Here is a 16,526-nt window from a genome sequence, read left to right as displayed (position 1 = left end):
CGAATATTTTCGAACGGTTTGTGCATATTGCGAAGTTAAACTCCAAAATAATAAAAACACAGAAAGTTTTTTCAAAAGCTGTTTTTTTGCAGACTAATGCCTGTTTTTAATTTTCATCAAAAATATAATATTTTACCCATCTAATTTCTTCCTTTTTAGAAATATTGCGAAAGTTAGAATTTCAAATAAAAAACAATTGCGAAAACACGTTTTTCATGTGCATATTATGCTAAATTTGTTCTCCAAGATTATCAAAAATTTATAAAACATGAATATTAAAAAGTACATTCCGAATTTAATTACCTTAATTAATCTTTTTTGTGGATGCGTTGCAATAGTTTTTATTTCTCAGGCCAATTTCGAAATGGCTTTTTACATGGTTTGTTTAGGAATCTTTTTTGATTTTTTTGATGGTTTTTTTGCCAGATTATTCAAAGTTTCAAGCCCGCTTGGTTTGCAGTTAGATTCATTGGCAGATATGGTAACCAGCGGAGTTGCTCCGGGTTATGTTATGTACAGTTTGTTTTTGAAAAGCGCAAATCCACATGATATAATTTCATCAGTATATATTCCTTTTTTAGGATTTATAGTGACATTGGGTTCTTGTTACCGTTTAGCCAATTTTAATATCGATACACGTCAGACAGATTCGTTTATAGGGCTTCCAACACCTGCAAATTCTTTGTTTATTTTAAGTCTTCCTTTGGTTATTGAATTTTCAGGATCATTAATGATTTTCGAAATTTTAACCAATCACTGGGTTTTATTGGCCATTACTTTATGCAGTGCTTATATTTTGAATGCAGAAATCCCGTTGTTCTCTTTAAAAGTGAAGAAGTTTAATTTGAAAGACAATGCTTTGCAGATCGTATTTCTTTTGATTTCTTTCGTTTTACTTTTATTATTCCATTTTGGAGCCGTTCCGTTAATCATCATTTTTTACGTTTTACTATCGATCGTAAATAATTTGTTTTTGAAAAAAAAGTAGTTTTATCCGAATGGCAAGAAAAACGACTTATCGTAAAACATATTCGAGAAAACCAGCTGGGAGATCGCTTCTGAGTAGGTTTTTTCGATCTCTTTTATTGATTTTCTTTGCGCTTCTTTTTATCGGAATTGTTTATCACTATCGCAAAGGACTAGCTTATTATTTAGGATTTAAATCTGAAAAAGTTTTAGATGAAGATGAGGTAGACAAACATCTTTCTGATGTGAGGAATATTCGCGTTCTCGAAAATCATAAAGGAAAAGTGGTTGGAATTGACGTATCTGAATTTCAGGGAAAAGTCGATTGGGATGAAGTTGAAATTCTGGACGAAAAATATCCCGTACAATTTGTTTTCATTCGTGCGACTGCCGGCAACGATCGTGTTGATGGTCAGTTTAAACGTAATTGGGAAGGTGCTAAAGAAAATAAAATTATACGCGGCGCTTACCATTATTATCGTCCAAACGAAAACTCAATAGAGCAGGCCAATCTTTTTATTAAAACCGTAAAATTGCAAAAAGGCGACCTGCCTCCAGTTTTAGATATAGAGAAACTACCAAAAAATCAATCTCTGGACAGTTTAAAAAAAGGTTTAAAGCGTTGGTTAACTAAAGTAGAAAAACATTATCAGGTACGCCCAATAATTTATTCAGGAGAAAGATATTATTCTGATTTCTTAAAAGAAGAATTTGGAGAATATTTGTTTTGGATTGCCAACTATAATTTCTACCGAGAAAAAATCGAAGATGACTGGCTTTTTTGGCAGTTTACAGAAAAAGCTTCTCTGCCGGGAATCAAACATCGGGTTGATGTTAATATTTACAATGGCGATTTAGAACAGCTGCAGTTTATTACCGTTGAGTAGTTTTTAGTCGCAGTTTTGAGTTTGCCGGGAATGAAAATTGAGATTGAATATTATTTTGAAAATAAAAGCGCTAGCGGAATTAAGGCAATGAAAGCTAGAAAAATTAAAACTGAATAAGGATTCGCAAAATTTACTGTATATCCCATCCATTGAATTCTTTTTGGCGGAAGCAATCGTTTGTCTTTCGGGTTATAATAAAAGCATCCCAAATACCAATTGTTTGGATCTTTGTGCCAATTGTCGTAATCTTCCTGAGTTGGTTTTTCTGAATTCATCGTATTTTAGATTAGTGATCAGTGTTCAGTTTTCTAGTGTTCAGTCAAAAAACTGATTACTAAAAAAAAACTGAACACTGACCACTTTTTTTAAAACTCCAGTTTCTTTTTACGAAGTTCGAAGTTTTGTCCAAGATAAACACGGCGAACCATTTCATCTTCTACCAATTCTTCCGGAACTCCCGCTTTTAGGATTCCTCCTTCAAACATTAAGTATGTTTTATCTGTAATTGCTAAAGTTTCCTGAACGTTGTGATCTGTAATCAGGATTCCAATATTTTTGTTTTTTAACTGCGCTACAATTCTTTGGATATCCTCAACCGCAACCGGGTCAACTCCGGCGAAAGGCTCATCCAATAAAATAAATTTTGGATCTGTTGCTAAGGCACGAGCGATTTCGGTACGACGACGTTCCCCTCCAGAAAGTAAATCGCCGCGGTTAGTTCGAATATGTTCTAAGCTGAATTCTTCAATCAAACTTTCCATTTTAGCAATCTGCTCTTCTTTAGAAAGTTTAGTTAATTGTAAAACACTTAAAATGTTATCTTCAATACTTAATTTTCTAAAAACAGAAGCTTCTTGTGCCAAATAACCAATTCCTTGCTGTGCACGTTTGTACATAGGATAATCGGTAATATTTAGATCATCAAGATAAATGTTTCCTGAATTTGGTTTTACCAATCCTACGATCATATAAAATGAAGTTGTTTTTCCGGCACCATTTGGCCCTAAAAGCCCAACGATTTCTCCTTGGTTTACTTCAACAGAAATTCCTTTTACAACACTTCGGCCTTTGTAGGTTTTTATTAAATTATCGGCTCTTAATTTCATTTTTTAAGTTTAATCGTTTAATCGATAAATCGTTTATTCGGTGCAAATTAACGAATAAACGATTCAAGAGTTAAACGTATTAACAATTATTTATTTTCCAGCTTCTTCTAAAGCTTCCCAGAATTCGTAAGCTCTTCTTAAATGCGGAATTACGATTGTTCCTCCAACAAGAGTTGCAATTCCCATTGCTTCCATCATTTCTTCTTTAGAAACACCTTCTTTATAACTCGTTTCTAAATGGTATTTTACACAGTCGTCACAACGCAAAACTGCCGATGCAACTAAACCTAAAAGTTCTTTTGTTTTTACATCAAGTGCTCCCTCTGCATAAGCATTGGTGTCAAGATTAAAAATTCGCTTTACAATTTTGTTGTTGTCAGCTAATAATTTTTCGTTCATTTTAGAACGATAGTCGTTAAATTCTTGAATTAATTCAGACATTATTTTCTTTTAATTTATTTCTATAAACAATCCTTGAAATCAGGATACTCACTTCGTAAATAATCAGCATTGGGATAGCTACAATAGTCTGGCTCACAACATCTGGCGGAGTCACAATTGCAGCAATAATTAGAATTATTATAACAGCATATTTCCAATATTTTCTCAAAAAATCAGGACTTACTAATCCTAGTTTTGTTAAGAAATAAATAATAATAGGCAGTTCAAAAAACAGGCCGCTGGCCAGAACACTCGTTTTTACCATTCCCATATAAGACTCTATAGTAAATTGGTTTACAACAACATCACTTATAGAGAAAGTAGCGACGAAATTCACTGACATTGGTATTACTACATAATAACCAAAAATTACTCCTAAAAAGAAAAGTAGTGAAGAAGTGAAGATAAAAATTTTAGCATGTTTTCTTTCTTTCTCATAAAGGGCCGGACTGATAAATTTCCAAAGTTCCCATAAAATATAAGGGAAGCTTAGTATGAAACCTGCTAAAAGACACATCCAGACAAATATATTTACCTGTCCTTCCATTTCAGTGTTTTGGATAATGAAATTTAGTTCAGTAATACAAATACTGTCGGCAAATCCTAATTGATGTGATAAGTCGCAAAACCACACATAAGTAAAGAAACTTGGTCTTGTTGGACCTAAAATGATTACATCAAATAAGTAATCACTAACAAAATAAGTAACAAATGCCATAATACATATTGCAATTGTACTTCTAACTAATAACCATCTTAATTCTTCAAGATGATCTAAAAATGACATCTCGCCAAGGTTTTTCTTTGCCATTATACGATTCCTTCTTTTAAAATGTCATGTAAATGTAATACTCCTTTGTATTCGCCGTTGTCAGCCACGATAAGCTGTGTGATAGAAAAATCTTCTAATATATTTAAAGCATCAACCGCCATAGTTTCTGAAGAGACTAATTTAGGATTTTTTGACATAATATCTTTAGCCGTTAAATCTGCTATAGTATCGCGGTCGTTTAACATTCTTCTAATGTCACCATCTGTAATAATTCCAACAATTTTATTGTCTTCAATAACTGCAGTAACCCCAAGTCTTTTTTCAGAAATTTCGAAGATCGCTTTTTTGATTGAAGTATCTGGAGTTACGGCTGGTTTTAACGAATGCTCGATCATATCTTTTACACGAAGCAAAAGTTTTTTTCCTAAAGCACCTCCCGGATGATAAACCGCAAAATCCTCTGGTTTAAAATCGCGCATTTCCATTAAGCAAACTGCCAGAGCGTCGCCCATTACAAGTTGAGCTGTTGTACTGTTTGTTGGGGCTAAATTTATAGGACAGGCTTCTGTGTCAACTGTTGTGTTTAAAACATAATCTGAGCCTTTAGCCAGAAATGAAGTTACATTTCCTGTAATAGCAATTAAGGTATTTCCAAAACGTTTTAATAACGGAACCAAAACTTTGATCTCTGGACTATTACCGCTTTTTGAAATACAGATAATGATATCGTCATTTTGAATCATTCCTAAATCACCGTGAATTGCTTCTGCAGCATGCAAAAACATTGAAGGTGTTCCCGTAGAGTTAAAAGTAGCCACCATTTTTTGAGCAATTATGGCGCTTTTTCCTATACCGGTAACGATCAATCGGCCTTTAGTTTCGTAAATACGTTGTGTTGCTTCGAAGAAATTTTCGTCCAGAAAATCAATTAATTTTATAATTGCTTCACTTTCAGAGAGTATGGTTTTTTTGGCGATTGCCAGTATATTTTCTTTTGAGATCAAAACAGAATATTTAAAATTTGTATGTATAAAAGAAAGTTGTATCTTTATGTGTTGCAAATTTATACAAAAATATCCATTTAAATAAAGAATGAATTCAAACGAAATTGAAATACACAAGGAATTAAAGAAGTATTTCGGCTTTAGCCAATTTAAAGGCTTGCAGGAGCAAGTCATTACGAGTATTTTAGGTAAAACGAATACTTTCGTAATTATGCCTACGGGCGGCGGTAAGTCTCTTTGTTATCAATTACCCGCTTTAATTCAGGACGGAACAGCTATTGTTGTTTCTCCTTTAATTGCTTTGATGAAAAATCAGGTAGATGCGATTCGAAGCCTTTCATCTGAAACCGGAATTGCGCATGTGTTAAATTCCTCTCTTACCAAAACAGAAATTGCACAAGTAAAAAAAGACATTAGTTCTGGTTTAACTAAACTCTTATATGTTGCTCCCGAATCTTTAACGAAAGAAGAATATGTAGCCTTTTTACAAAGTGTGCCTATTTCTTTTGTTGCAATTGACGAAGCACATTGTATTTCAGAATGGGGACATGATTTTAGGCCGGAATACAGAAACCTGAGAAGTATTATTAAACAATTAGGTAAAGTGCCAATTATTGGACTTACCGCAACTGCAACCCCAAAAGTTCAGGAAGATATTCTTAAAAATCTGGACATGTCTGATGCCAATACTTTTAAAGCATCATTTAACAGACCCAATTTATATTACGAAGTACGTACGAAAACGAAAAATATCGAATCAGATATTATTCGGTTTATCAAACAACATAAAGGCAAATCTGGAATTATTTACTGCTTAAGCCGTAAAAAAGTAGAATCGATTGCCGAAGTTTTACAAGTAAACGGAATCAGTGCGGTTCCTTATCATGCAGGTTTAGATGCCAAAACGAGAGCAAAACATCAGGATATGTTTTTGATGGAAGATGTTGATGTTGTTGTGGCAACAATTGCTTTTGGGATGGGAATCGATAAACCAGACGTTCGTTTTGTAATTCACCACGATATTCCAAAATCATTAGAAAGTTATTATCAGGAAACGGGTCGTGCCGGTCGTGATGGAGGAGAAGGACATTGTCTCGCTTATTACTCCTATAAAGATGTAGAAAAACTGGAGAAATTCATGTCTGGAAAACCAGTTGCTGAACAAGAGATTGGTTTTGCGCTTTTGCAGGAAGTTGTGGCTTACGCCGAAACCTCAATGTCGCGTAGAAAGTTTCTATTGCACTATTTCGGAGAAGAATTCGACAGCGAAACCGGAGAAGGTGCAGATATGGACGATAACGTCCGTAACCCAAAAAGCAAAATTGAAGCTAAAGATCAAGTTGTTAAATTACTTGAAATTGTTCGCGACACCAAACATATCTATAAGTCAAAAGAAATCGTGTTCACTTTAATTGGCCGAATCAATGCGGTAATTAAAGCACACAAAACAGATATACAGCCTTATTTTGGTTCAGGTTCAGACCATGACGAAAAATATTGGATGGCTTTATTGAGACAAGTTCTTGTAACCGGATATTTATCAAAAGATATCGAAACATATGGTGTGATAAAAATTACACAAGAAGGTTTAGATTTTATCAAAAAACCGGTTTCATTTATGATGTCTGAAGATCATGAATACAGCGAAGCCGATGATGAAGCAATAGTAGCATCAGCAAAATCATCTGGAACTGCAGATGAAGTTTTAATGGGAATGCTGCGTGAACTTCGTAAAAAAGTAGCCAAAAAATTAGGCGTTCCTCCGTTCGTTGTTTTCCAAGATCCTTCTCTCGAAGACATGGCTTTAAAATACCCAATTTCATTAACTGAATTATACAACATTCACGGAGTTGGTGAAGGAAAAGCTAAAAAATACGGCGGCGAATTTGTTACCTTAATCAGTAGATATGTCGAAGATAACGATATCATTCGTCCAGACGATTTAGTTGTAAAATCTACCGGAGTAAATTCTGCCAATAAATTATACATCATTCAAAATATAGATAGAAAACTTCCATTAAGTGATATCGCTTCCGCGAAAGGTTTAACTATGGATGCTTTAATCAAAGAAATGGAGCAAATCGTATATTCTGGAACAAAATTAAATATCAAATACTGGATTGACGATATGCTAGACGACGATCAGCAGGAAGAAATTCACGATTATTTCATGGAATCAGAATCAGATAAAATCGAAGACGCTTTAAAAGAATTCGACGGTGATTACGATATTGACGAATTACGATTAATGCGTATTAAATTTATTAGTGAGGTCGCTAATTAAATTCCAATTTTTGAAATTCCAAATTCCAAAAATAATAGAATATTAAAAAATATAAATTCCAAATTCCAAGCAATCTAAAGCATTGGAATTTGGAATTTTTTTATTGGAATTTCTTCAAGTTTGGAATTTTACTCCGTATAAACTTCCCCACGATGCGGTTTCAAAGCATCTCTTACCTGAATCATATTTTCATCGGTTACAACCATAAATGCGATTGCATGCATTTCATTTATGATTGTAAAACCCGTAATATTCAAAGGTAATTTTTCGATTGCGATATATTCTTTCAGATGAATTTCATGATGTTCTGCAGTTTTTGCAGCAACCGGACCACGGAAATCCCAAATCAGTTTTATTTTTCTAGACATTTTTTTTATAGGTGCAAAGGTTCAAAGAAGCAAAGGTACAAAGGTTAGTTTGAAAAAAAGGTTCTGAGGTTCTGAGTTTTTTCTGTAGAGACGCACTGCAGTGCGTCTAATCGCTGTTGATAAAAATCTTTTTAATCCAAATAATCTGTGGCTAAAAAGAACAAAGATCACAAAAAATGCTAAGCATAAAATCTGTTTATATCTGCGTAAATCTGTGGGCAAATTTTACAATTGATAAAATCTCATTTCAAAATAGTATTTTTGCATCTTCTTTTCATAGAAAGAAAAGCTAATAGAATAAATAAGATACAATGCCAAGAGAACTTTTACTTCAGGTAACACCGGAAATTGCAGCAAACGAATCGTTGCTTAAAGACTATTTGTCTAAACAAATAAAAGTTTCTCCGCAGGAAATTCAGCATACTACCATTTTAAAACGATCAATTGATGCGCGCCAAAAAGCGATTAAAATCAATTTGAAAGTTATTATATATTTAAAAGGAGAACCGTTTCAGGAAACTAAAATTGAGCTTCCTCTATATAAAGATGTTTCTTCTGCCCAAGAAGTAATTGTAGTTGGCGCAGGTCCAGCCGGACTTTTTGCGGCTTTGCAATTAATTGAATTAGGCTTAAAGCCAATTGTGCTTGAACGCGGAAAAGATGTTCGCGGACGCCGACGTGATTTAAAAGCAATAAACGTAGAACATATCGTTAACGAAGATTCTAATTATTGTTTTGGAGAAGGCGGAGCCGGAACGTATTCAGATGGAAAATTATATACCCGTTCTAAAAAACGCGGCGATGTAACTAGAATTTTAGAGCTTTTGGTGGCCTTTGGAGCTTCAGAAGATATTCTGGTTGAAGCACATCCACATATCGGAACAAATAAACTTCCGAAAATCATTGAAGATATTCGAAATAAAATCATCGAGTTTGGTGGTCAGGTTTTGTTTGATACCAGAGTTACTGATATTTTGGTGAAAAATAATGAAGTTGAAGGAATCGTAACCCAAAACGGAGATAAAATTCTGGCTAACAAATTGATTTTAGCAACTGGACATTCAGCTCGTGATATTTTTGAATTACTGGATAAAAAGAAAATTTTAATTGAAGCTAAACCTTTTGCTTTGGGAGTTCGTGCAGAACATTCGCAGGAATTAATCGACAGTATTCAATATAGCTGTGATTATCGTGGCGAATATTTGCCGCCAGCACCATATTCAATTGTGAAACAAGTTAACGGACGCGGAATGTACTCATTCTGTATGTGTCCGGGTGGAGTAATTGCGCCTTGTGCGACAAGTCCGGGTGAAGTGGTTACAAACGGCTGGTCGCCATCTAAACGTGATCAGGCAACGGCAAATTCCGGAATTGTGATCGAATTGAAATTAGAAGATTTTAAACCTTTTGCAAAATTTGGTGCTTTGGCCGGAGTTGAATTCCAAAAAAGTATCGAACAAAAAGCTTGGCATTTGGCTGGAAGAACACAAAAAGTTCCGGCACAAAGAATGATCGATTTTACCCAAAATAAGGTTTCGGCAGATATTCCAAAGACTTCTTATGTTCCGGGAACAACTTCGGTTGAAATGGGGCAGGTTTTTCCTGGGTTTTTATCGCAGATTTTACGTGAAGGTTTCAAGGAATTTGGAAAATCAATGCGCGGTTATTTAACCAACGAAGCCATTTTGCATGCGCCGGAAAGCAGAACTTCGTCGCCAGTTAGGATTCCGAGAGATGCTTATACCTTAGAGCATTTGCAAATAAAAGGATTATATCCGTGTGGAGAAGGTGCAGGTTATGCCGGCGGAATTATCTCTGCAGCAATCGATGGTGAAAAATGTGCTTTGATGATTGCTGAATCTTTGAAGTAATTTTTTGATCAGGTTTTTTATTTATTAGAATAGTGTTATATTTAATTCTTTGAGATTTGATTCTAAGATCAATTCTGAAAATTAAAAGCCTGTAATAATTCTATGAAAAACTTCTTTTCCAATTTATTTAATAGAAATAATGATCCAAAATCGATTATTTCTTTTGATGTTATAGATCCAATTTATTTGCATTTATATAATGAACAGCCCAATCTTGAATTTAAAGTAAAAGGAATTCAGGATAATGTCTCTGTTAATCTGTATTGTTTTCCCGGTTCACTCGATCATGAAGAAGGAAGAGCAGAGATTAAAAAAGCGGGTTTTAATAATGCTTATGAGGTTTTAAATGAACTTTATAAAAAAATCGATATTGGGGTTCTTTCCCAAGAAACAATAGAACAGGGTTTAGAATACGATTTTATACATATTGAGTTTTATTCGGAACCGAGTGCTGAAGTAAAAAAATATTTAAAAAGGGTTGTCAATAACTTTATAATCTTCTTTTGCTGCACAAATAGTCTGGAAACAAACGATTTCAAAATTTTATATTCAAGCAGTCATTTTTTGGATTATACAAAAGGTTTATTGGATGCTGAATTACTGGATATAAATAATCCTAAAAATGAAACACAACAAATTGCAGTTAAAGATTTTAAAATAGTATTGCAGGGAATCTGTCAGTATTTAAATATCGAAATTCTACAAAGTGTTGAACTTCCTTCATCAGAAAATTTAATAGAAAATGAAGAAGTTACAATAGAAACGTTTGAAGAGTTTATCAAATTAGTTTCAAGAGAAAATATCGAAGAAAAAGAACTGAAAACGCAATCTAAAAAGCTTTTTAAAAATTATCAAAAAGAGATAAAAGAATATCACACAATTATTGAAGGACATTATGATTTGTTTGAAATCATAAATACATGGAACAGTGACTGGAAATTTGATCCCGAAGATGCTGAATATTTCATTTCTGAAATGATTGGTGAAGATTTAAATTTCGAATATCCAGAAGAAACCTATAGCCATGATTTATTTCCGTACATTCAATCAACATTAGAAAAACGTGGTTTTGAATTGATGAGTTATAATACGAATGGTGATAATTATTTATTTTTTATTGCCAATAAACATGATGTTGGCAGGATTTTAGAATTATCTGAATTGACGAAAATTGAAATTGATCAATTGTAATAGTATTTATAAAATATACACCCTGTAATTTGTGTAGCCCCTACGGGACAAAATTTTATTTATTAATTGTTTTTTCTACCGATATTTAATCTCTCCGAGATATTTTTCTGTCAATATTTATTCGTGTAATCAAAACTACGTTAGGAGTTAAATGCCGGTAGAAATGCATGAATGTCAAAACGCAAAAATGTCCCGTAGGGATATCTCTATAATACAAGAATTAATTAAATAATCGCCACGAATTCACGAATTTCATTTTGAATAATTCGTGAATTCGTGGCGAAAAAAATTACGGAATCAAAATAATTTTCCCTGTACTTTTTCTGCTTTCGAGAAAATCATGTGCCAGTTTTCCTTCTGATAATTTGAAAGAAGTTGGTTCTGAAAGTTTAATTTTTCCTTCAATAATCCAATTGAATAATTGAGTGGCACGTTTAATTCTTTCTTCTTTAGAATTTAAATAACTCCATAAATCGCCTCCAGTTAAAGTTTTCGAGCCATCCATTAACATTCTTGGATCTACAGGTTCAGGATCTCCGCCCGCCATTCCGAAGAAAACGACTTGTCCGCATTCTTTTGTAACTTCGAAGCTTTCTTTTAAAGTGCTTCCAATACTGTCGTAAACAGCATCAACGCCATTTGAAACAACTTTAAAGACCTGTGATTTCCAATCGTCGTTATAAAGAAAAACATGATCTGCACCTTGATCAAAACCAACTTTTGCTTTTTCGGCAGATGAGGTTAATCCAATAACAGTTGCACCTAGAAGTTTGCTGATTTGTGTTAGAATTTGCCCAACGCCGCCGGCAACTGCGTGAATTAAAACTGTTTCACCTTTTGCCGTTTTATGACTGTCTGTTGCTAAATAATGTGCAGTTAAACCTTGTAATAAAACAGAAGCTGCGGTTTCAAACGAAATATTTTCGGGTAAAGGAAGGACGTGATTTATATTTACGGCAACCAATTCTGCGTTTGCAAAAGGAGCATCGGCAAAAGCCACACGATCGCCAATTTTATATTCAGGATGATTATTGGCATCGACAACAATTCCTGCGCCTTCGTAACCAGCGATAAAAGGCGGGTTCCCTTTTAAATGATAATTTCCCTTTCGTCTGTAAACGTCAGCAAAATTTAATCCGATGGCTTTCATCTTGACTAAAATTTCATCGTTTTTTAATTGAGGATTTGGGATTTCGATATATTCTAAAACATTTGAATCTCCGAAAGTAGAGAAGGTAAGTGCTTTCATTTTTAATTAATTTAGAATACAAAGTACGTGAAAAATCAAAAAAGAAGCCTCACTTAAAAAGTTAAATGAGGCTTTTAATGTTTTTTTCTTGCCACAGATTAAAAGGATTTTCACAGATTATATTTTTAAGTTTTAAGCTTTCAAAAAAACCTTATAATCCTTTTAATCTGTGGCAAAAAAAACAAACTATATCTTAGGAAATTTCATTTCATTAAAAGTGCTTTTTTGTTTTGCCAAAGCTTCAACATCTTGCCATTTTCTTGGAGATTCTGCTGAAAGATTTTCGTAGGAATCTTTTTTGATTAAAATATCATCTTCGATACGAACACCAATATTCCACCATTTTTTATCACATTTACTGTTTGCCGGAATATAAATTCCAGGTTCAACAGTCAAAATCATATTTTCTTTCAGGGTTCCACTATAGTTTCCTTTATCGTGAACGTCTAAACCAAGAAAGTGTGAACAACCGTGTGGGTAATAAATTCTGGTATCTTTAGGATCTGTAATAATTCCTAACTTAATTAATCCTGCCGCCACAACTTCTCGGGATCTTTTGGTTAAATCCTGAATTGGGGTCCCTTCTTTGCAAAGTTTAAAAACTTCTTCCTGAGCGTCATAAACGATTTGATAAATTGCTTTTTGCTCTTCGGTAAATTTTCCATTTGCCGGAACTGTTCTGGTAACATCGGCAGAGTAACCGTGATATTCTGAACCAACATCCATTAACAATAATTGATTGTCGATTTTTACGGCATTGTTTTCTCCGTAATGCAAAATACATCCGTTTGCTCCGGCACCAACAATTGGCGGATAACCTTCGCCTTCGGCACCATATTTTCTGTGAATATAAGCGTGGATTCCGTCAGCTTCATTTTCGCTCATATCCGGGCCAACTGCTTTCATAACTTCGTTATGCGCAATGCATGAAAGTTTAACGGTTTTGCGCATTAAAACCATTTCTTCGGGAGTTTTTATTTCGCGAAGTGAATTGGTAATGTTTGTAAATAAATCTATAGAAGCTTCATTTTCTTGAATAATTTCTGCTTTTGCTCTAAAAGTTTGAATTAATGCATGAAGATTGTCAATATTGTTGTCGCCAGAAAGATCTGTTGGGATTTTGTCGTAAATTATTTTGTCGAACTTTTTAAAATCAATAGGAAAGCTGCTAAAATCTTTCCCATTATAAACTGTTGTAAAACCTAATTTAGATTTTGCGCCTTCAATTCCTAAACGTCTTCCTGTCCACATTTCTCTTGTGGCATTTCGTTCTCTCACAAAAAGGACTTCATTATATTTTTCAGTTCCCTGCTTTTCTTTAAAAATCAATAAAATTGCGTCAGGCTCTTTATAACCTGCGAGGTAATACATATCTGGATTTGCGTGGTAATTGTAATTAATGTCTTTTGAAAAAACTCTTTCAGGATAAGAAAAAACTACAGCTGCAGAATTTGCCGGCATTAGGTTTCTAAAAGCTTCGCGACGGCCTTTGTGAAATTCTTTTGAAAGATAATCTGTTGGGAGGTTTTCCTGTGCCTGAATTTGGAATGCACTAATTAAGAAGGCAAAGAATAAAAGAAATTGCTTCATTTTTTTGGTTTTTTATTGATGATTTTTGATTTTTTGATTGATGCAAATTACAAAAAAATGCAATCACATATTGGAATTTAAATACTTGATTAATATTTTTTTAAATAAAATAATGTAAATTAGATGTCAGAAAATTACTATTGGTGTTAAAATTCAGTTGATACTAAAGCGTACTATTTTTGACTGGATTTTTTAATAAGGCATGGATATTGAGAAGAAATATTGTACAATAATTTTAATCTTTAAGAAAACTAATTATATCAATCTTTTAAAAAGTAAATTTTATGAAAAAGTGTACCATTGCAATTGTTTCGGTTTTAACCTTATTAATAACTTCGTGTATGGCATCAAAAGAGACAAAAGGCGCTGCCAGTATTTATGATACAACTTGGGAATTAGAATATATTTCGGGGCCAAGAATCGCTTTTGAAGGATTGTATCCAAACAAAAAACCACAGCTTACTTTTGATCAAAAAGAAACAAAAGTTTACGGCAGCAATGGTTGTAACGGCTATAGCGCGTTATATACTTTAAACGGAAAATCTCTAACCTTTGGAGAGCCGGGGCCAACTACAATGATGTTTTGTGAAGGCGGTGGAGAACAGCAATTTTTGCAGCAAATGAAAAAAATCACTAGTTATTCTATTGATAAAGATGGAAAACTAAATTTAATTGAGGGCAATGTGCCAATGATGAGATTTAAAAAAGTGGCAAAACAATAGTTTTAAAATCTATATATAAGAAAAGGGGAAATGAAAATCATTTCCCCTTTTCTATTAGCTGTTTTGTTTCTTTTTCAGCTTGTCTTTAAAAACCTTTTCAAATTTTTCTATTTTCGGCTGAATTACCATTCTGCAATATGGCTGATTTTTATTGTTTGCATAATAGTTTTGATGGTAATCTTCGGCTTTATAAAAAACTTTATAAGGTTCGATTTTTGTTACAATTGGATTATTGTACACTTTTGCTTTATTCAATTGGGCAATAATGCTTTCGGCAGCTTTTTTCTGTTCGGCATTTTTGTAAAAGATTACAGAACGGTACTGCGTTCCAACATCAGCACCCTGACGGTTTAAAGTTGTTGGGTCGTGAACGGTAAAAAAGACTTTAAAGATCTCATTAAGATCCGTTACGTTTTTGTCGTACGTAATTTGTACAACTTCTGCATGACCAGTTTCTCCTGTACAGACTTCCTCGTAACTAGGATTAGCTACATTTCCTCCTGAAAATCCCGAAACAACAGATTTTACTCCGTCCAAATTTTCGTAAACAGCTTCAACGCACCAATAGCATCCTCCGCCAAGTGTAATAGTTTCGTAATCTGGTTTTTTATTTTGTGAAAAGCCACTTTGTGATAAAGCAAAAAGGCAGATTAAAAGTATATTTTTCATTTGTATATTATTTATTATCAGGAATAAAATCAAGAGCGATAGAATTCATGCAGTAACGTTTTCCGGTTGGTTCCGGGCCATCGTCAAACAAGTGGCCTAAATGTCCGCCGCAGCGTCCGCAAAGTGCTTCGATTCTTTCCATTCCAAGTGAATTATCATTTTTATAAACAACACTTTTTTTGTTGTCTTGTTCAAAAAAACTAGGCCATCCGCAGCTGCTCGAAAATTTGGCAGTCGATCTAAAAAGTAAGTTTCCGCAAGAGGCGCAGTAATATGTTCCTTTTTCATCTGTGTTCCAGTATTTTCCGGTAAAAGGTCTTTCTGTATCGGCTTCACGCATTACGGCATAAACATCTTCGGGCAAAACCTTTTTCCATTCGGCATTGCTTACATTTAGTTTAGTCGTATCGGTGTTTGAATAATAAGGATTTCCGGGTTTGCTTATTTTGTTTTCCATAGTAATCATTTTTGCAGGTTCTTTTTTTGTGTTTTGTCCGCATGCCTGCAAAATAAAAAGCGGAATTAAAAAGCAAAGACTAAAAATTAGGTTTTTCGATTTCATAAATTTTTGGATCATTTATCTGAATTTCAAAGATACGATGAGATTTTGCTTAGAAATGTCGCCTATATTACAATTCAGATATATTTAAGTATGTTTTAACTTTTTATTATTTACGTAAAACAAACACCTGTAGTTTTTATATCTTATTTTTAGAGGATTTTTGATCTGAAACAAAACATAGTTTGCTGTGAATCAAAATATTATGAAAAGTAATCAGTAGTTAAACTTTTCACAATGTTTTCTAGGATTTTATAGCCATTTCTTTTTTCGTATTTTTGTTTCATCAATACACCCTATGACAGAAGAAAACGTAATATTAGTTAATCAAAACGATGAACAAATTGGCTTAATGCCAAAATTAGAAGCACATGAAAAAGCACTTTTACATCGTGCATTTTCGGTTTTTATTTTAAATAATAAAAATGAGATTATGCTGCAGCAGCGCGCTCATCATAAATACCATTCTCCTTTACTGTGGACAAATACTTGCTGTAGTCATCAGCGCGAAGGTGAAACGAATATTGAAGCCGGAAGCCGAAGATTGTTTGAAGAAATGGGTTTTAAAGCAGAGCTAAAAGAGTTGTTTCATTTTATTTATAAAGCTCCTTTTGATAATGGTTTAACGGAGCATGAATTAGATCACGTCATGATTGGCTATTATAATGAAGAACCCAATATAAATCCGGATGAAGTAGAAGACTGGAAATGGATGAGTATTGAAGATGTTAAAGCAGATATTGAAAAACAGCCCGATATTTATACCGTATGGTTCAAGATAATTTTTGATGAATTTGATCATTATCTCGAAGACCATAAATTATAACCAAACCAACCAAAGACCTAA

General features: G+C 33.7%; 17 protein-coding genes. 7 read left to right on the top strand and 10 right to left on the bottom strand.

The features are described 5' to 3' along the window. Positions 1-268: 268 nt before the first annotated feature. Both BUE10_RS15705 and BUE10_RS15700 read left to right on the top strand, forming a co-directional pair. On the top strand, positions 269-988 hold the full coding sequence (locus BUE10_RS15705; protein WP_073486596.1) for a CDP-alcohol phosphatidyltransferase family protein: 720 nt from the start codon (positions 269-271) through the stop codon (positions 986-988). Between the two features lie 10 nt (positions 989-998). Continuing rightward, a complete protein-coding gene (locus BUE10_RS15700; protein ID WP_073486595.1) occupies positions 999-1,853 on the top strand; it encodes a glycoside hydrolase family 25 protein in 855 nt (284 codons plus the stop codon). 50 nt (positions 1,854-1,903) lie between these two features. Here the strand turns inward: BUE10_RS15700 and BUE10_RS15695 are convergent, their stop codons facing one another. The 5 genes from BUE10_RS15695 to BUE10_RS15675 all read right to left on the bottom strand — a co-directional run bounded on the left by BUE10_RS15695 (position 1,904) and on the right by BUE10_RS15675 (position 5,176). Further along, a complete protein-coding gene (locus BUE10_RS15695) occupies positions 1,904-2,128 on the bottom strand; it encodes a DUF5808 domain-containing protein (RefSeq protein ID WP_073408992.1) in 225 nt (74 codons plus the stop codon). Positions 2,129-2,218: 90 nt separating this feature from the next. Continuing rightward, on the bottom strand, positions 2,219-2,959 hold the full coding sequence (gene lptB / locus BUE10_RS15690; RefSeq protein WP_053470913.1) for an LPS export ABC transporter ATP-binding protein: 741 nt from the start codon (positions 2,957-2,959) through the stop codon (positions 2,219-2,221). Between the two features lie 90 nt (positions 2,960-3,049). Then, positions 3,050-3,400 (bottom strand): carboxymuconolactone decarboxylase family protein, encoded by a 351-nt coding sequence (locus tag BUE10_RS15685; protein ID WP_073486594.1) that lies wholly within the window; start codon positions 3,398-3,400, stop codon positions 3,050-3,052. Further along, the gene (gene tatC, locus BUE10_RS15680; protein WP_073486593.1) at positions 3,393-4,211 is read right to left on the bottom strand and encodes a twin-arginine translocase subunit TatC; all 819 of its coding nucleotides are present in this window, start codon (positions 4,209-4,211) and stop codon (positions 3,393-3,395) included. Before tatC ends, BUE10_RS15685 begins: the two co-directional genes overlap by 8 nt. After that, entirely contained in the window at positions 4,211-5,176 is a 966-nt protein-coding gene (locus BUE10_RS15675) for a KpsF/GutQ family sugar-phosphate isomerase (protein ID WP_073486897.1), read from the bottom strand. The genes tatC and BUE10_RS15675 overlap by 1 nt, the downstream gene beginning before the upstream one ends. Before the next feature lie 88 nt (positions 5,177-5,264). Here BUE10_RS15675 and recQ point away from each other — a divergent pair, with 88 nt between their 5' ends. Beyond that, positions 5,265-7,460 carry a DNA helicase RecQ gene (gene recQ, locus BUE10_RS15670; RefSeq protein WP_073486592.1) on the top strand — a complete coding sequence of 732 codons (2,196 nt, stop codon included), beginning with the start codon at positions 5,265-5,267 and terminating at the stop codon, positions 7,458-7,460. A 128-nt stretch (positions 7,461-7,588) separates the two neighbouring features. Here the strand turns inward: recQ and BUE10_RS15665 are convergent, their stop codons facing one another. Next, positions 7,589-7,828, bottom strand: coding sequence for a hypothetical protein (locus tag BUE10_RS15665; protein WP_073486591.1), 240 nt, complete (start codon positions 7,826-7,828; stop codon positions 7,589-7,591). A 311-nt stretch (positions 7,829-8,139) separates the two neighbouring features. Between BUE10_RS15665 and BUE10_RS15660 the strand changes: the two genes are divergently transcribed. Further along, the gene (locus tag BUE10_RS15660) at positions 8,140-9,699 is read left to right on the top strand and encodes an NAD(P)/FAD-dependent oxidoreductase (protein ID WP_073486590.1); all 1,560 of its coding nucleotides are present in this window, start codon (positions 8,140-8,142) and stop codon (positions 9,697-9,699) included. 102 nt (positions 9,700-9,801) lie between these two features. Further along, a complete protein-coding gene (locus tag BUE10_RS15655; RefSeq protein ID WP_073486589.1) occupies positions 9,802-10,890 on the top strand; it encodes a DUF6630 family protein in 1,089 nt (362 codons plus the stop codon). A gap of 289 nt (positions 10,891-11,179) precedes the next feature. Here the strand turns inward: BUE10_RS15655 and BUE10_RS15650 are convergent, their stop codons facing one another. After that, the gene (locus tag BUE10_RS15650; RefSeq protein WP_073486588.1) at positions 11,180-12,139 is read right to left on the bottom strand and encodes a quinone oxidoreductase family protein; all 960 of its coding nucleotides are present in this window, start codon (positions 12,137-12,139) and stop codon (positions 11,180-11,182) included. Between the two features lie 186 nt (positions 12,140-12,325). Continuing rightward, entirely contained in the window at positions 12,326-13,729 is a 1,404-nt protein-coding gene (locus tag BUE10_RS15645) for an aminopeptidase P N-terminal domain-containing protein (protein WP_073486587.1), read from the bottom strand. A 284-nt stretch (positions 13,730-14,013) separates the two neighbouring features. Between BUE10_RS15645 and BUE10_RS15640 the strand changes: the two genes are divergently transcribed. Then, positions 14,014-14,451 (top strand): META domain-containing protein, encoded by a 438-nt coding sequence (locus tag BUE10_RS15640; RefSeq protein WP_073486586.1) that lies wholly within the window; start codon positions 14,014-14,016, stop codon positions 14,449-14,451. 54 nt (positions 14,452-14,505) lie between these two features. Here the strand turns inward: BUE10_RS15640 and msrA are convergent, their stop codons facing one another. Then, positions 14,506-15,120 carry a peptide-methionine (S)-S-oxide reductase MsrA gene (gene msrA, locus BUE10_RS15635; RefSeq protein ID WP_073486585.1) on the bottom strand — a complete coding sequence of 205 codons (615 nt, stop codon included), beginning with the start codon at positions 15,118-15,120 and terminating at the stop codon, positions 14,506-14,508. Positions 15,121-15,127: 7 nt separating this feature from the next. Then, on the bottom strand, positions 15,128-15,682 hold the full coding sequence (gene msrB, locus BUE10_RS15630; protein ID WP_073486584.1) for a peptide-methionine (R)-S-oxide reductase MsrB: 555 nt from the start codon (positions 15,680-15,682) through the stop codon (positions 15,128-15,130). Positions 15,683-15,977: 295 nt separating this feature from the next. On the opposite strand from msrB, the gene idi reads away from it, so the two are divergent. Beyond that, positions 15,978-16,505 carry an isopentenyl-diphosphate Delta-isomerase gene (gene idi, locus BUE10_RS15625; protein ID WP_073486583.1) on the top strand — a complete coding sequence of 176 codons (528 nt, stop codon included), beginning with the start codon at positions 15,978-15,980 and terminating at the stop codon, positions 16,503-16,505. Positions 16,506-16,526 lie beyond the last annotated feature (21 nt).

It is taken from the genome of Flavobacterium sp. CF108, assembly GCF_900129795.1.
Lineage (GTDB): Bacteria > Bacteroidota > Bacteroidia > Flavobacteriales > Flavobacteriaceae > Flavobacterium.
Note: the sequence above shows the minus strand (reverse complement) of the source record. Positions and strands in the feature narration are given on the sequence as shown.

Coding starts and splice junctions, on each gene's coding strand:
- BUE10_RS15705 (WP_073486596.1), top strand. CDS start 269: ATGAATATTAAAAAGTACATTCCGAATTTAATTACCTTAATTAATCTT.
- BUE10_RS15700 (WP_073486595.1), top strand. CDS start 999: ATGGCAAGAAAAACGACTTATCGTAAAACATATTCGAGAAAACCAGCT.
- BUE10_RS15695 (WP_073408992.1), bottom strand. CDS start 2,128: ATGAATTCAGAAAAACCAACTCAGGAAGATTACGACAATTGGCACAAA.
- lptB (WP_053470913.1), bottom strand. CDS start 2,959: ATGAAATTAAGAGCCGATAATTTAATAAAAACCTACAAAGGCCGAAGT.
- BUE10_RS15685 (WP_073486594.1), bottom strand. CDS start 3,400: ATGTCTGAATTAATTCAAGAATTTAACGACTATCGTTCTAAAATGAAC.
- tatC (WP_073486593.1), bottom strand. CDS start 4,211: ATGGCAAAGAAAAACCTTGGCGAGATGTCATTTTTAGATCATCTTGAA.
- recQ (WP_073486592.1), top strand. CDS start 5,265: ATGAATTCAAACGAAATTGAAATACACAAGGAATTAAAGAAGTATTTC.
- BUE10_RS15665 (WP_073486591.1), bottom strand. CDS start 7,828: ATGTCTAGAAAAATAAAACTGATTTGGGATTTCCGTGGTCCGGTTGCT.
- BUE10_RS15660 (WP_073486590.1), top strand. CDS start 8,140: ATGCCAAGAGAACTTTTACTTCAGGTAACACCGGAAATTGCAGCAAAC.
- BUE10_RS15655 (WP_073486589.1), top strand. CDS start 9,802: ATGAAAAACTTCTTTTCCAATTTATTTAATAGAAATAATGATCCAAAA.
- BUE10_RS15650 (WP_073486588.1), bottom strand. CDS start 12,139: ATGAAAGCACTTACCTTCTCTACTTTCGGAGATTCAAATGTTTTAGAA.
- BUE10_RS15645 (WP_073486587.1), bottom strand. CDS start 13,729: ATGAAGCAATTTCTTTTATTCTTTGCCTTCTTAATTAGTGCATTCCAA.
- BUE10_RS15640 (WP_073486586.1), top strand. CDS start 14,014: ATGAAAAAGTGTACCATTGCAATTGTTTCGGTTTTAACCTTATTAATA.
- msrA (WP_073486585.1), bottom strand. CDS start 15,120: ATGAAAAATATACTTTTAATCTGCCTTTTTGCTTTATCACAAAGTGGC.
- msrB (WP_073486584.1), bottom strand. CDS start 15,682: ATGAAATCGAAAAACCTAATTTTTAGTCTTTGCTTTTTAATTCCGCTT.
- idi (WP_073486583.1), top strand. CDS start 15,978: ATGACAGAAGAAAACGTAATATTAGTTAATCAAAACGATGAACAAATT.